Raw genomic sequence first — 13,375 nt, forward strand, 5'->3', positions numbered from 1 at the left:
GCGGTCTCCTATGGAAAAGCCGCCCGTTGAGCCCCTCTACCAAGAGGAGTTGCGGCCGTACGTGCATGTTTTTCGTGATACATTAATTGACATCACGAATTTTCGTGATACACATAATCACATGAAGATCACGAGCCACCCCGCCAAGCGCCAAGCCACGCTCGACAATCGCGGGCTTGATCTGGACGTGGACGGCGCCGAGGCGTTCGCGGGGCGCACCCTGACGCTGGCGGATGATCGGCACGACTATGGCGAGCCGAGGTTTCAGACCTACGGCTTTGTCCGGGGCCGGCTCGTGATGGTGGTGTGGACGCCGCGCGGCGAGGCGCGGCACGTAATCTCGATGAGGCATTGCCATGACAAGGAAGCCCGAAAAGTCCTCCCCTATCTGGCGTGATCCGGACGACGCGCCGGAGTGGACCGCCGATCAGCTTGCGCGCGCCGAGGTCGCCGAGGGCGGCAAGGTGCTGAAGGCCGCGCAAGGCACCCTGACGCGCCCGCGAGGTCGCCCACCTGTGGAGGCCCCCAAGCGGCAGGTGTCGGTGCGCCTGGACGCCGACATTCTCGACGCGCTCAAATCCTCCGGCCCAGGCTGGCAAGGGCGCATGAACGCCGCCCTCCGGAAGGCGATGGGCCTCTGAGCGGCTCTACCGCCTCCATGGAAAAGGGCGGCTCCGAAGAACCGCCCTCTGAGCGTCAGGCGCAGCGGGCCAACTCCGCTCGCCTCTCGCCGGCGGTCGGCTTGTTCACGCCGATCACCCGGCCAATCACCGGGAAGCTCGCGGGGACCGGCAGCGACGCCCCGTCAACGCGGCGGAGCATCATCTGGGCCGGCCCGAACGCCCCTCCGCCGGTCAGCATGAGCCAGCAGGGGCGCGGGCGGCCCGAAACTGGATCGACCGCCACCACCAGCGACTGCGGTTCCCCGGCGCCGAGGCCAGCGTCCCGCGTGAACTCCACCACCAGTTCGTCCCCCTCCTCCACGAAGGGGTAGAGGTCGTTCGTGTCCGCGATGATCGTCCCGAAGCCCGGCTTCGGCCGGCGCCGGATGTGAGCCCGAACAGGGATGGCTTCAGCAGCGACCATCTCCCCCTTCAAGAAGGCGTCGAACACCTCGACCATCTGGATCGTGACCTCGGTGGCGTTGGCCGTCTCGCTCTTGGTGCAGAGGTAGAGGGCCTGCTTCTTGTTGAGCCAGTAGGTCTTGCCGGGGCGGCCGCCCTTGGGGCCGGTTTCGTCCACCGTGGACGGAACCCCGCCGAACCGTTGCAGCGCCTCGATGTGACGCTCGATGAGGTGCCCCATCTTGTGCACCTGAGAAAACCCCAGCGCATCAGCGAGACGCCGGTGCGCGATGCGCGGCTCGTGGTTCACCGCCGTGTTCAGATCGGCGAGGGTGAGAGCGGTTCCCATCAGGCCGTCTCCCTCGCCTTGCGGGCCGCGCCACCGGCAAGCACCGGGCGGTTCGGCTCGACCTTCACCGGCGCGGCGCCCAGGTCGGGGCCGAGGATCGAGGCCTTCAGCAGCATGAGGGCGACGGTTGCCGCGTCTTCGGGACGGCGGCGGGGTGTGGTAGAGGTGGCAGCAGCCTTTGCCATGGTGCACTCCCGTGGCTGGGTTAGGGCCGGGCTTGAGGTTGCACCCTCTTGCTCGGCTCGCAAATTTATGGTTGCCTAAATTCATGAGCCGGTCAACGGAAAAAATGCAACCACAAAAGCGCGGGCGCCCCGCTACGGGGAAAGGCACGCCTATTCAGGTCCGCTTGCGGCCGGAAGTCCTTTCCATCCTTGATGACTGGATCGCCGCCCAGCCCGACCCTAAGCCTTCCCGGCCCGCCGCCATCCGCTCGTTCGTTGAGGCCGGGCTGCATATGCTCGAGAAAGACCGCGGCGCCTGACTCCTCCTTTCCGGAATGCGGTGCTACGGTGCCGCGCTCAACCTGGGGAGGCACCAATTGAACAACGCGGTCCCGCTTGCGCTCGCCGGATTCCTGTTTCTTTCCGCCTGCAATGACTCCGCCGCGACGCTCGATACAACGAGCGACGAAGCTATGCAGGTCAGCATAAAGAGAATGGGCGAGGGGCTACCCGATGACGAAAAAAAGAAGCTCGGTAACGCGATCGTAGCTTTGACCGTAGGTGATATGGTCCGGTCTTCTGGTCTCGCGGGCGCCGCCTCGGCATCTGCAAAGCCCAATGCTATTTCAACGATGGCCGCGCCGCTAAGCGGAAAATCAGCAAAAGAAATTATCCAGATCGCTGAAACGCAGGCCGAGGATAGGAGGATTCGACAAATTGCCGCCATCGACGCTGAAATAACAACGCTGAAGACGGCCATAGCAGCCGATCAACAAGAGGCCACCGCTGCACAGAAACTCATTGGGGCAATCTATATCACTGGTTCAAAATTCTATATCAACGATAGCGGGTACACTCGCGAGCCGGCCATTTCATTCCAGGTGAAAAATAATGGATCGGTCGCGATCAAGAAATTGTTCGCTCGCGGCATCCTGGAAACGCCTGGGCGTTCCGTCCCATGGGTGGACCAGGAATTTAATTATGAAATTCCTGGCGGGATCGAGCCCGGTGAAACGAAAACCCTGCGACTGGCCCCGAATCGGTTTTCAGGATGGGGAAACAGTGAAATAGAAGGCCGGAAAGACCTTGTCCTTACTGTAACGCTCATGAATTTTGCAGGACCTGACGGAAAGCTCGTCCTGAATTCGTCGAGCAAGGCTATGGATGAACAGCGGCAGCGTCTCGACAATTTACTGAAGCAGCGAGAATCGCTCTCCGGCGCGGCGCGATAGCGTGCGCTTAGTCCAGTCCCATCTTCTTCTTGATCGCTTTTGATGCCAACTCTCTGGCTATATCGCCCAACTCACGGAGGGAGATAGACCCAATTTCAGATGGGCTAAGCGCGGCCTTGATCCTTGCCCAGACATCCCCCGTCTCGATCGCGTTCAAGAACAGGTGACCGTCAGTTGTCAAGTCGCGAACAAGAACCCTGTCGGCTGGACTGTCGTAGGTCCGGAAGCGGGTCCCTACGATCAACCCATCGTCGTGAAGTCGCTCCACATGGCGCGCCACAAGCTCCGGATCGAACCCTTCGATCTGGAGCTCCTTTGGAGACGTATCGGCTCGATCACGAATTTTCCGAAGGATGGTCTTCGTCAGTTCGACGTCATTTTTCATTCTTCTGGCCTCGTCTATTCCGTTTCAGCCGAATGCCGAACGTGTCTACCCTACCATGAGGGCCGAGAACTCCGATCGCTTATAGACCCGGCTCGGGAACTTCATGTTCGTGAGGTCTTCGAGCCGGGCCATGCCCTCAACCCGCGTGCCGGACACCGTGACCTTGCGGATGACGAACTCCACCGGCCCATAGACCGGCTCCGAGGTGTCGTCTTCCCGATACTGCCGCACCAACACCTTCAGGTCGGCGCGCACCACCACGGCGGCTTCAAGGTAGGGCATCAGTTCGCGGGCCACATTATCCACCGCGACGCGCACTTCCGGGATGCGCTGCTCGGCGAACTCCGGCATGCTCGCCTCGAAAGCGATGGGCTGGAAGACCACGGCCTCGCCGCCGTTGAACGTCGCCCCATCCTCGATGGTGAGCGTGCGCGGCTCCACGTCGCAGACGAAGCGCAGGGGGATCACCGCCTCGCTCTCGATGAACGCGGGGTGCTGAAGCTCCAGCGTGTCGAAGACCATTACCGCCGGATCGGTGGAAGCCTCCGCTTCGGCCCAGGCGTCGTCCCAATCGCTCATCGGCTCAACTCGTCACGGACGCCGGGAACACGAGCATGGTGAACGACACCTGCGTCAGGTCCGGCGCGAAGGAGGAATACTTCAGCGACTTCGCCCGCATCTGCACCGTGCGGGTGACGAAGGTCGACCCGTCCAGGCTCACGCTCATGGCGAAGCGCGCGGCCCCGCCGGAGATGGTCGTGGTGACGAAGGTCTCGAAAGCCGTCATCTGGGTCGGGTTCAGAACCCGCGACCACTGCATCACGATCAGGTTCCAAGGCCGGCGGCGCACGCGGACGTTGCCGGCCTCCATCTCCGTTTCGAGGTTGGCGTTGAAGCGATCCACGTCCCAGGAATCGCGCAGGGGCGCGTTGGGAACCCCGGTCGGCCAGGTGGGGAGCGCCATGGATCACCCTCCCCGGATCATGCCGCGCGTGCGCGCCAGCCCGAACCGCTTCTCGTGCGCAGAGGAGACCGGCCCCATCTGCTCAAGATCGGCGATCAGGTCTTGCCGCACCGCCTCGAGGATCAGCTTCAGGCCGGTCACCTGCCCGTTCGCGCCTCGGACGGGCTCCATCCGACCCTGCGCCGCGACGCCGGTGTTGTTCACCACCTGCATGTTGAAGTTGGTGGCGACGGCCTCGCGCCCGGGCGGCATGCGGCTGCCCCAATCCCGCGGCTGGTAGGAGCGGCCCACGGCGCCGCCGGCGGCCATGCGCGTGACCTGGTTGTCGTTGATGGCCTCGAGCAGCGGCAGCCACCGGCGCGTCGCCGCGGCGTTGATGACGAACTCGCCATTGGAGAGCGCGAAGAGCCCGGCGGTGTCCGAGGTGCCCGTTCCCGGGCCGGCGATGCGCCCGCCGGTCGCGGCATGACCGATGCCGCCGGAGCCCCACGAGCCGGAGGAGCCGGCCGCGGCACTGAAGATGCTGCCCCAATTGAAGCCGCCGGCCTTCAGCGCGTCCATGAGCGCGTTGACCAGATCATCCTCAATCCGCTTGATGATCTTGTTCAGCACGTTCTCGGCCGCGTTGCCGAACGCCTCCCAGAAGCTCTGTCCCTGCTGAAGACCCGTGCGCAGGTCGTTGATGAAGCCCCCCAGCGCGTCGCGGACGAAGTCGTAGCTCTCCTTCACCTTCTTCGCCGCGGTCTCCACCTCCGCCATGGTCGCGGCCTTCGCCGCAAGCTCGGCCCGCTGGGTGGCGGAGAGGGTGATGTCGCGCTGGCTCGCCTGGTTCAGGAGATCCTGCTCATAGCGCAGCCGAGCCGCCGCCTCTTCCGTGAGGCCGAACGCCGCGGCTTCCGCCTGAAGCGACGCTATGCGCCGGTCGGCGCCGGCCATGATGTCGGCGAACTTTTCCGCGTCCGTCTTGACCTTCTTGCCCTTCTCCTCGACCACGCCAAGCTGCGTCGCCCATTCCTTCAGTTGGGCGGATGCGGAGGCGGCGCCCTTGCCCAGCGCGCTGCCGATTTGGCCGAGATAGTCCCGATTCAGTTCGGCCTTCTGCTGCGCCGCGCGAGCGCGGCCGGCGGCGTCAAGGGACGTGGAATAGGGATCGGCGACCCGGCCGACGCTGGCCTGCCCAAGCTGGCCGATTTGGACGCCACCGGGAAGCTGGGCGAGCGCCTGGTTTACGGTTCCGATGAAGGTGTTCAGCAGCCCGGAGCCCGCATTTATCATCGTCTCCATGGCGCTGAGCACCGCGTTGGCGGCGCCGACCGCGGCGGAACCCATGATCGCGGGGAAGTTGGACCAAATGAACTTCACGTCTCCGAACGCCGCCACGAACGCACCGATGATGTAGTTCGCGCCCTTGCGGGCTGACGCGGCGACGTTGAAGCCGAGGACCTTCTCCAGTTCCTTGCTGAAGACGCCCATGGCGCCGACGGCGAGGCCAGCGCCGATCACCAAGGCCGCGAAAGGGTTGGCGGCAGCGGCCGTGACCGCCAGCGCGCCGAGGCTCACGGTCAGGCGGGCGATGAGCGCCACCATGGACGTGACGCCAGCGACGATGGCCGGCGCATAGAGAAGTGCGAGCCCGGCGGCGGCTGCGGCGGCATAGGGCGCGATGGTGGGCAGGATAGCCGCGAGGCCGCGAAGGCCCGCTTGGGCGAGCTTGGTCCAATTTACCATCTGGAGCCCGGCAGCGGTCGCCGCGGTCAGGCCGATGACGAGGAAGGAGAGCGGCGAGAAAACCGACGCGAAGGCCGCGCCGAGCGTCTTCATCGCGCCGGCGGCACCGGTCGTGCCGAACACCATCGCCATCTGCGTGCCCTGCTGGAGGGCGATCTGGAGAGGGTTCATGCCCATGGCCGCAGTCACGGCCACGTCCTGAAACTGAGCCGCGAGGTTGGCAGCGTTGAACGATCCCCCTTTTTGGGCAATGGAGTTGTCGTTCACCGCCTTGTTGAGGTGCACGTTGGCGTTCGCCGCCTGGATCGCGGCGGCGGCCTGCTGCTCAAGAGCCGTGTCCGCCGCCATCGCAGCCTGGGCGACCTCACGCGTCGCCGCCGCCGCGCCGGTGGCAGAGGCGGACAGGCTGGAATTGGCACCCACCACCCGCGTCGCCGCGCTCGCGGCCATCGTCGCAGCCGTGTCCACCTTGCCGTAGGCGACCGACACGCTGGTTGCCGCCAGGGACAGGCTTTCGACCTTCGCTGCGGCGGTCTGCGCCGAGCGGCCGAGACCGTCGACACCGCGCCCCGCCACGTCGGCGCCGGACGCCATGCGGTTGATGGCGCCTTCCACATCCCGCACCGCTCGCTCGACCGCGGCGAGCAGCTTTTCGATGCGCCCAAGGGCGCCCGTGAGACCGCCGCCCGACTTCTCGGCCTTCTCCGCAGAGACGGCGAGGTCATCGATCGCCTTCTTGCCCCTGAGGAGTTCGGAGCTATCGACGCTGAGGCCGAGCGTTGCCACGTCCGCCATTGTTCGCCTTCTCCTTCTGGCGGGCCATCTGTTCGTCGCGCTCCTCGGCCACCGCCTTCAGGAAGGCGGCATCCATCTTGAGGATGATCGCGACCTCTTCGCGGGACGGGCGCTCCCCGGTGAGGGCGCACCACGCGCTGATTTCCGCGAAGCTGATGGGGTTTGGCCCCGAATAGCCTTGCGCACGGCGTTCCGACAGGTCGAGGAACCAGCCGAGGATGTGCGCCGCGCCTTCAGGCGGTTCGATGGTCGGGTTCTTGTCGGCAAAGCCGAAGCGTTCATTGCGCTGGCGGCGCGTCTCGCCGGCTTCGTCCTTGGTCTCGTAGCGAACGATCTGGGCGATGCAGGCCGCCAGATCGTCGCCTACTGCTGAAAAAAAGCGGCTTCGTCTCCGAGCGCCTGGTCCACCTGCTTCGCGATCCAGGGCACGGCAAGCAGTGCCGCCTTGTTGGCGTCCGTGAGCGCGGGATTCGACAGGCTGCCGAGCGTGAGCGCGTCATCCCACGCCCAGCCGACGATGGCGGCGGCGCGCAGCGCCATGGCGTTCGAGTCGATGGTTTCGGGCGTCATCTGCCCGCGGGCCTTGAGCGCCTGCGCCTTGATGCGGCGCTCGACCACCTTCACCTCGTCGCTCTCCATCGAGACGCACTCGATGACCAGACCGATGGGGTTCCCGGTGGCCGGGTGCTTGATGTCGACCGAGATGGTGCTCGGCTTGATCGCGAGAATGTCCACTCAGGTTGCTCCTGGATCAGGGCGAGGACGGAGACGGGATCAGGGCCGGGTTGACCGTGACGCCGCGCTGGTTGAAGCCGAAGCTGTAGGTCTCGCGGACGAAGTCCTCGTTGCCGCCGCCGGGGAGCGTCGGGCCGGTGACGACGCCGCAGTTGTAGATGATGGTGTTCGTGTAGTCGGCCGATGGCGCGTCGGCGAGCTCCACCTTCACCGCGTAGTTGAACTTGGTGAGGCCGGCGGCCCGGAGAGCGATCTGGCCGGCGTCATTGTAGACGCGGCCCACCTCGATCTCGAAGGTGCCGGCATCGGTGATGCCCTTGGCCTTCTGCGTCACGTCGGTGTCCAACGTGTCGTAGGAGACGATGTTGGTCGTGGCGCCGAGGTCGCCGAGGTTCCCGACCTTGCCGACCTGAATCCAGACGAGGGCCTCGAAGTCCTCCTGATCGAGCGGGAGGTTGGGCTGGGCAGTGGAGCAGAAGTAGACCTTCGCTCCCGCATTGGTCTGCGGGGTGACAGCCATCTCGGGTTCCTTTCGATTAGATGACCACGCGCCAGCGGATTGATACCGCTGTTCTCAAGTCGCCCTCGTCCTTGAACGGGGTCGAAATGCTCGGCTTCTCGTAGATCCTCAGATCCACGTCTTCGGACTGGAGCCGGGTGCCCTTGGCGAAGTGGGCCGCCACCTGCTCGGCTATCCCGAGGGCCGGCGTGGCGCCTTCGCCGAGCGGGGAGACAACCGTCACCTGCATGATGCCGAGGTGAAGGGATGGATCGCCGTTGCCCAGGAAGAGGTTGCCGGTCGTGTTGAACATCGGCCACGCCTCCAGCCACAGGCGGGGTGAAGCCGGCGGGGTGAAGGGCACATGCGGCCAGGCGATGGGGATTGCAGGGCTGAAGACGAGCGCTGCCAGCTTGGCGGACAGCAGGTCGACGATGGTCGCTTCCGGGCGCGCGGACATTCGGCTACGGTGCTCCCATGCTGACCGATAGAGAGGCCCACGAGCGCCTCGTTGCCGCCCGCGAAGCGCTGGGCACGGAACCGGGCCGGAGCGTCCACGCCAACACGGCGATGGAGGCGGCCCGGCGCGCCCTTCTGATGTTCCAGTTCGCCCTTGTGGCAGCGATGGAGCGGGCTAGTCGCGATGACGGGCCACAGCCCGATCCACGATAGCCACCCACTTCTGCACCGCCTTCCCGACGAACTGGCGCGGCGCCATCTTCGAGGTGCCGAGCTCCACATGGACGGCGTAGTTGGCTGTCCAGCCGGCTGAGATGGTGTCCCCCAGCACGGCGCCGACGATGGCGAGCTCGAAGTCCGGGCTGTAGGCCACCGCCCCGCCCTTCTCCGGACGCTTGCGGTTGGCCGGCGGCAGCGGGCCGTTCAGCACGACCTGGACGGAGTTGCGCAAAAATCCCGTGGCGACCGGCATGTTCCCGGTCCCGGTGGAGCCCGGGTTGGCCTTCGACGGCCCCACCTCGTTCGCGGTCTCGATGAGGTCCGTGGCCGCCTCGCGGAAGACCATGGTAATCTTCTGCTCGGTCTTGTCGCCCCACGCCTTCACGGCGGCGGCGAAGGACTTGCTCCCGAGCCCGACCCTACGCGTCGCCACGGCGGATTTTCCCAGTGTAGTCCAGGCGGTAGCTGGCAGTGCAGCGACAGCCGATGATCTCGTATCCGGGCGCCTTCGGATCGTGCGGGTAGCGCAGCATGGCACCAGACGGCGACAGGAACGACTCATCGAAGCCGACGATCTTCCCCTCAAGCACCCGGTGAGTGCCTCGCACCTTCTCGTCCTTGGCCGTCTTCCAGGTCTTGATGAGGTGCTCGGCCCTCACCTGCCCTTTGGCGATGGCCTGCCGCCAGGCCTGATCTCGCCCCTCGCTCAGTGCCGTCATGGCCTCCAGCCGGCCGATGGTCTCCGACCGATAGGTCAGGGCGCGGTTGCGATAGGACACCACCATGCGGTCGATCTTCTCGGCCGGGATGGGCGAGCCCTCGCGGATGGCCTTCTCCACCGTCTTGTCAAAGCGCTTGTCCCGGAGGGTCATCTCCAGGGCCTTCTTCATCTCCGCCGGGTCGCCGGAGCGCAGGCGAGCCTCATAGGAGTGCACCCATTCGACCTGGGATGACGCGAGGCCGAGCACGCCGCCCTCGCGCCGGCCGGTCGCCGGGTTCACCTTGCCCACAACCTCGGAAGCCACGGTGCGGGGATTGCGCCCCTCTTCCATCGCCACGGTCAGGTGCTGGCGCAGCATCGCCCGCTGGTCGTCGTTGATCTCGACCACCTGCTGCGCGCTGTGCGAACGAAGGAAGGCTTCCGCCTCCGGCGCCCGCACATCGAACTGGATCTTCAGGACGTAGCCGCTCGGGTCCTTCGTCCCCGGAATCTGCGTCGTGGTGAGCCGCCCGCCGGCCTCGAAAGCCGTGGCGATCCCAGCCTCCAGCCCCCGGAAGTCCACCGGATCCAGCCCGACGGCCCGCACCGCGCCCTCGATGTCACCGCGCTCTAGCATCTGGGCGAGGAGCCCGATCTGCGCCCGGTCACGCATCGCGTAGACCGCATCGAGGAACATCCGCTGGAGGTAGACTTCCCAGCCGACGATGAGGTCTTCGATGCTCTGCGGCTCGCTCATGCCCTCGTCAGCCTCAGCGTCTCTACCCCGCCCCCGCTCCACACATCGCAGGCAATGGCGACCTCGACCGCGTGCGCGGCGTCGGCGCCCATGGTGAGCGCTCCGAGGGCGTATTCGCTGCCAGAGCCGATGGCCATGTACTCGGCCTCCAGCGGGCCGGAGAAGCTGTCCCCGTCCTTGAAGTAGAAGATGGCCCCGTCCGACCGCACCACGATGGCCTGCGCCTCTATGGTGGCGGGGGTCGGCTTCTCGACCCCGTTCTCATCAACCCACCGCCGCAGCTTCTCGGCGAGGCCCGGCGTCGGCGTGCTGCAGCCGAAGAGCGAGCCGTCCGCCAGGCGATGGATCTTCGTCTTGGTGCCTATGGGGTGCTTGGACCCGGAATAGCCGCGGCGGTCGGCCGCGAGCACGCCATCCCGATAGACCACCGTCGTCACCGGCGCCCCCGGCATTCCCAGAGCGCCTTGGCGGGATCGCCCATGACCGCCGGGCGCGAGCCGCCATCGGACACCAGCGCGTAGGTTTCGCCGCGCACCGTCACCCGGTCCCCCGCCTGGGGCTCGATGGAGAGGGAGGCCGCGAGGATCAGCACCTTGGCATCGCTGCCCGCCACCATGCCGCCTGCGATCTGGTAGGCGGACCACGCGTCGGCGAGCGCCTTGCACGGGTAGGAGGTCGTAGTCACCGCGCCGGGCGTCCAGTCGTTCGGCCCCGCAGCCGCGGCGTCGCGATAGAGCACGGCGTCGAAGAAGATGCCGGAAAGCGCGCTGCCGATGGTGCGCGAGAGGCCGGCGAGAGGGGATGTCACAGTGTCAGCCCCGAACGGCGCGCGCGGTGAACGGCGTCGCCCGGCGCAGGATCGGGCCGAGCGCGTTGTCCACGACGCTGAAGGTGGTGGTGGCGTCGGCGGCGCCGGAATACTCGACCTCGACCGAGCCAGCCTTCACCCGCTTGATGGCGCCGCCGCGCTCCAGATCGGGCGCCATGCTGCCGGGCACCGCCAGCTCGCGCACCGCGGCTTCGCAGGTGGCGATGACGATCTCGCTCGGGACGCTGTCATAGTCGATGGCGTAGCCTTCGCGATCGCAGGCGTCGATGCGCGGCCATTCGAGGGCCTGATCGCGCTGGCGCCGGCGCTGGCCCGGAAACCGGGACCTGTAGGTCGCGTCCACCCACGCCGTGGCGCGGCGCAGGGCGGCCTCCGCCGAGGCTTCGGGAGAGGCCGGGAAGGTGAGCCCGCGCGCCGAGGCAAAGGCGGCGCAGTCGGCGACAGAGACGTAGCTCTCCGCACCGCCCAGCCCCTCGCCGGTTTCGACCACGAGTGCCATCAGACCGCGACCACGCTGACCTTGTCGTTGGCGCGGGCCTCCAGCGGCATTGAGATGCCGCCGGCGGCGATGGGGAAGCCGGCCGTGGTCTTCTCCGTCTGTGCGGTCGCGGCGCCGTTGGGCGCGCTACCGAGCGCGGCAGCGACCATGGAGGATTCGTTGTTGCCGATCATGACCCACTCGCCTTCCTGGGCGGTGCCCGTGGTGGTGGAGCCGACGGTGATGGTCTCGCGAAGGCGCACCCGGCCGACGCCCGGCGCATTCGCCGAGCCAATGCCCTTCGGCGTGAAGAAGCTGACGACGATGCTCACGACGCGTTCTCCTTCTCGGCCGCGGCCTGGGCAGCGGTCTCATCGGGATAGGGGCCGGAGACGATCTCCTTGGCGCGCTTGACGTACCAGCGTCCGCCCGGCCCCTTGCCGGCCGTGGCTAGCGGGGCGGAACCGCCCTTGCGGCCGTCGCCGTCATGGTCGAGCGGATCGCGCGGCGCGGCGGGCGGCGCCGGAGGGCTGGGGGGAGCATCGTGCGGCGCCTTCTCGGCGGCGGCCGGGTCGGCGGGCGCGCCGTCGGCCGGCTTGTCGGCGGGGTCGCCCTTCTGGTCCTGGCCCGCCGGCTCGGCCGGAGCATCGTTGCCGGCGGCGGCCGGCGGCGCTCCCGCGCCTTCGCTCCACAGGACGTGGTGCGGCTTCAGGTCGGCCTCGTTGATGATCTTGTACTCGCCGGGAGCCGCCGGGTTGACGACGCGCACGGTGGGCAGGATGTCGGACATTGGCGGCGCTCCGGATAGGGGAGAGGCCGGCCCGAAGGCCGGCCCCGTGGCTCGATCAGCCGAGCAGGATGCCGATGTGCTCGGGCTTGATGGCCTTGTAGCCCCACGCCAGACGCACATGGTAGACGGTCTGCAGGAACTGCTTGTACATCGCGACCTCGAACGCGAGGCCGGTCCGCTCGTCCACCAGCGTGGTGATGTCGCTCGCGGAGTCGCCGCCCTGCGGGAGCGCGGGGGCGCGGGTCGCCAGCACGACCGCCGAGCGCGCGAACGCGACGTTGGCCGTGTAGTTGGCGAGGTCCGCCACCTCCGCATTGTTCGCCGCCGCCACCAGCAGGCCAGGCGCGTTCAGGACGATGTCCTTGTCGCCGGACGAGGCCGAGCCGGTACCGATGATGTACTTGTTGGTGTCGCCCGCCACCACGAACAGATCGCCGGCGACGTGGGTGCCGGAGCCGGTGTCGATGTGGATGGTGGTGTCGCCGACCGCGTAGCCATCCGGCGAAGCCCGGTCGATGAGGTAGTTCGGCGACGCCGCGGCGGTGCCCTTGGTGTGGCGGCCGACCGCGTGCGAATGGCGAATCGCCATGTTCATGATGCGGTCGGTCATGCCGTTCCGCAGCATGTCGTCAGAGCCCGCCTCGTTCACCTTGAACAGGCCCGACTGCTTGCCGCGCAGGTTGCCCATGGCGCTGTGACCCAGGACGAGCTGGATATCGTTCGTGGGGGCGCCGTTCTCCTCCAGGATGCGGAGGGTGCCCGAGAAGTCGGTCAGATCCGCCGCGGTCGCGAAGGGGGTGGTGCCGGCGGTGCCGTAGGCGCGGGAGGCGCGGCGGTAGGTTTCGAGCCAGAGGTCGTACTCGATCTCGTTCACCGCAGCGCGCATCGCCTGATAAAAGCGATCCGCCTGAATGCTGGAGAACGTGCCGGCGTTGATCAGCCCGCGGGTCTGCTCGCCGTTCCAGCGCACCGGCCAGTGCTTGGACTTGGAGATGGTCACGGCGACATTGTCGACGGTCGTATCACCGGTATCCGGGGCGTTCACGCCGGGAGTGTTGTCGGCGCCCTCGATGGCGGTCGTCACGGGGACGAGCACCTCCTGATTGAGGGCTGCGCGCTCGACGCCGGAGCTACGGGAAACCGCCGGAATGAAGCCGGTGAGTTCCCGCGACACGACATCGAGGGCTTCGTACATGTCGGGGATGAGGTCGGTCAGGGTGCTTGCCAT

The 13,375-nt window shown here is 66.7% G+C and carries 22 protein-coding genes; 4 read left to right on the top strand and 18 right to left on the bottom strand.

Going from position 1 to position 13,375, the window contains the following annotated elements; translation table 11 throughout:
* The first annotated feature begins 10 nt into the window (after nucleotides 1-10).
* Nucleotides 11-397, top strand: coding sequence for a BrnT family toxin (locus D9R14_RS07455; protein WP_245420629.1), 387 nt, complete (start codon nucleotides 11-13; stop codon nucleotides 395-397).
* A complete protein-coding gene (locus D9R14_RS07460; RefSeq protein ID WP_121622703.1) occupies nucleotides 357-641 on the top strand; it encodes a BrnA antitoxin family protein in 285 nt (94 codons plus the stop codon). Before D9R14_RS07455 ends, D9R14_RS07460 begins: the two co-directional genes overlap by 41 nt.
* Nucleotides 642-696: 55 nt before the next feature.
* Here the strand turns inward: D9R14_RS07460 and D9R14_RS07465 are convergent, their stop codons facing one another.
* Nucleotides 697-1,413: a Rha family transcriptional regulator gene (locus tag D9R14_RS07465; RefSeq protein WP_121622704.1), complete on the bottom strand. Its 717-nt coding sequence runs from the start codon at nucleotides 1,411-1,413 to the stop codon at nucleotides 697-699.
* Nucleotides 1,413-1,598 carry a hypothetical protein gene (locus D9R14_RS22855; protein WP_147452975.1) on the bottom strand — a complete coding sequence of 62 codons (186 nt, stop codon included), beginning with the start codon at nucleotides 1,596-1,598 and terminating at the stop codon, nucleotides 1,413-1,415. Before D9R14_RS22855 ends, D9R14_RS07465 begins: the two co-directional genes overlap by 1 nt.
* A 356-nt stretch (nucleotides 1,599-1,954) precedes the next feature.
* On the opposite strand from D9R14_RS22855, the gene D9R14_RS22860 reads away from it, so the two are divergent.
* Nucleotides 1,955-2,809, top strand: a complete 855-nt coding sequence (locus tag D9R14_RS22860) for a DUF6694 family lipoprotein (RefSeq protein WP_147452976.1) — start codon at nucleotides 1,955-1,957, stop codon at nucleotides 2,807-2,809.
* 7 nt (nucleotides 2,810-2,816) lie between these two features.
* Here the strand turns inward: D9R14_RS22860 and D9R14_RS07475 are convergent, their stop codons facing one another.
* From D9R14_RS07475 to D9R14_RS23630, 5 genes are read right to left on the bottom strand one after another with little or no spacing between them, the layout of a single operon-like run.
* A complete protein-coding gene (locus D9R14_RS07475; protein WP_121622706.1) occupies nucleotides 2,817-3,194 on the bottom strand; it encodes a DUF2513 domain-containing protein in 378 nt (125 codons plus the stop codon).
* Nucleotides 3,195-3,239: 45 nt separating this feature from the next.
* Nucleotides 3,240-3,773: a DUF1833 family protein gene (locus tag D9R14_RS07480; RefSeq protein WP_121622707.1), complete on the bottom strand. Its 534-nt coding sequence runs from the start codon at nucleotides 3,771-3,773 to the stop codon at nucleotides 3,240-3,242.
* 4 nt (nucleotides 3,774-3,777) lie between these two features.
* The gene (locus D9R14_RS07485; protein WP_121622708.1) at nucleotides 3,778-4,158 is read right to left on the bottom strand and encodes a hypothetical protein; all 381 of its coding nucleotides are present in this window, start codon (nucleotides 4,156-4,158) and stop codon (nucleotides 3,778-3,780) included.
* 3 nt (nucleotides 4,159-4,161) lie between these two features.
* Nucleotides 4,162-6,681, bottom strand: a complete 2,520-nt coding sequence (locus tag D9R14_RS07490; protein ID WP_121622709.1) for a phage tail length tape measure family protein — start codon at nucleotides 6,679-6,681, stop codon at nucleotides 4,162-4,164.
* Entirely contained in the window at nucleotides 6,644-6,928 is a 285-nt protein-coding gene (locus D9R14_RS23630; RefSeq protein WP_425510206.1) for a phage tail assembly chaperone, read from the bottom strand. The genes D9R14_RS07490 and D9R14_RS23630 overlap by 38 nt, the downstream gene beginning before the upstream one ends.
* On the opposite strand from D9R14_RS23630, the gene D9R14_RS22865 reads away from it, so the two are divergent.
* A complete protein-coding gene (locus D9R14_RS22865; protein WP_147452977.1) occupies nucleotides 6,860-7,054 on the top strand; it encodes a hypothetical protein in 195 nt (64 codons plus the stop codon). The two genes, D9R14_RS23630 and D9R14_RS22865, sit on opposite strands and share 69 nt — an antisense overlap.
* On the opposite strand, the gene D9R14_RS07495 is transcribed toward D9R14_RS22865, so the two are convergent.
* From D9R14_RS07495 to D9R14_RS07545, 11 genes are all read right to left on the bottom strand, one after another.
* Nucleotides 7,045-7,416, bottom strand: a complete 372-nt coding sequence (locus D9R14_RS07495; RefSeq protein WP_121622710.1) for a hypothetical protein — start codon at nucleotides 7,414-7,416, stop codon at nucleotides 7,045-7,047. The two genes, D9R14_RS22865 and D9R14_RS07495, sit on opposite strands and share 10 nt — an antisense overlap.
* A 16-nt stretch (nucleotides 7,417-7,432) precedes the next feature.
* A complete protein-coding gene (locus D9R14_RS07500) occupies nucleotides 7,433-7,936 on the bottom strand; it encodes a hypothetical protein (protein WP_121622711.1) in 504 nt (167 codons plus the stop codon).
* 16 nt (nucleotides 7,937-7,952) lie between these two features.
* Complete coding sequence (locus D9R14_RS07505) at nucleotides 7,953-8,375, bottom strand: DUF4128 domain-containing protein (protein WP_121622712.1); 423 nt, start codon at nucleotides 8,373-8,375, stop codon at nucleotides 7,953-7,955.
* A 174-nt stretch (nucleotides 8,376-8,549) separates the two neighbouring features.
* Nucleotides 8,550-9,026: a hypothetical protein gene (locus D9R14_RS07510; protein ID WP_121622713.1), complete on the bottom strand. Its 477-nt coding sequence runs from the start codon at nucleotides 9,024-9,026 to the stop codon at nucleotides 8,550-8,552.
* Nucleotides 9,013-10,050, bottom strand: coding sequence for a phage minor head protein (locus tag D9R14_RS07515; RefSeq protein WP_121622714.1), 1,038 nt, complete (start codon nucleotides 10,048-10,050; stop codon nucleotides 9,013-9,015). The genes D9R14_RS07510 and D9R14_RS07515 overlap by 14 nt, the downstream gene beginning before the upstream one ends.
* Nucleotides 10,047-10,478, bottom strand: a complete 432-nt coding sequence (locus D9R14_RS07520; protein WP_147452978.1) for an Ntn hydrolase family protein — start codon at nucleotides 10,476-10,478, stop codon at nucleotides 10,047-10,049. Before D9R14_RS07520 ends, D9R14_RS07515 begins: the two co-directional genes overlap by 4 nt.
* A 5-nt stretch (nucleotides 10,479-10,483) precedes the next feature.
* The gene (locus tag D9R14_RS07525) at nucleotides 10,484-10,858 is read right to left on the bottom strand and encodes a hypothetical protein (protein WP_121622716.1); all 375 of its coding nucleotides are present in this window, start codon (nucleotides 10,856-10,858) and stop codon (nucleotides 10,484-10,486) included.
* Between the two features lie 4 nt (nucleotides 10,859-10,862).
* Nucleotides 10,863-11,378 carry a DnaT-like ssDNA-binding protein gene (locus tag D9R14_RS07530; RefSeq protein ID WP_121622717.1) on the bottom strand — a complete coding sequence of 172 codons (516 nt, stop codon included), beginning with the start codon at nucleotides 11,376-11,378 and terminating at the stop codon, nucleotides 10,863-10,865.
* Nucleotides 11,378-11,689 (bottom strand): hypothetical protein, encoded by a 312-nt coding sequence (locus D9R14_RS07535; protein ID WP_121622718.1) that lies wholly within the window; start codon nucleotides 11,687-11,689, stop codon nucleotides 11,378-11,380. The genes D9R14_RS07530 and D9R14_RS07535 overlap by 1 nt, the downstream gene beginning before the upstream one ends.
* Nucleotides 11,686-12,147: a hypothetical protein gene (locus D9R14_RS07540; RefSeq protein ID WP_121622719.1), complete on the bottom strand. Its 462-nt coding sequence runs from the start codon at nucleotides 12,145-12,147 to the stop codon at nucleotides 11,686-11,688. Before D9R14_RS07540 ends, D9R14_RS07535 begins: the two co-directional genes overlap by 4 nt.
* A 55-nt stretch (nucleotides 12,148-12,202) precedes the next feature.
* A complete protein-coding gene (locus D9R14_RS07545) occupies nucleotides 12,203-13,375 on the bottom strand; it encodes a major capsid protein (protein WP_121622720.1) in 1,173 nt (390 codons plus the stop codon).

Source organism: Xanthobacter tagetidis, assembly GCF_003667445.1.
In the GTDB taxonomy this organism is placed as follows: Bacteria; Pseudomonadota; Alphaproteobacteria; order Rhizobiales; family Xanthobacteraceae; genus Xanthobacter; species Xanthobacter tagetidis.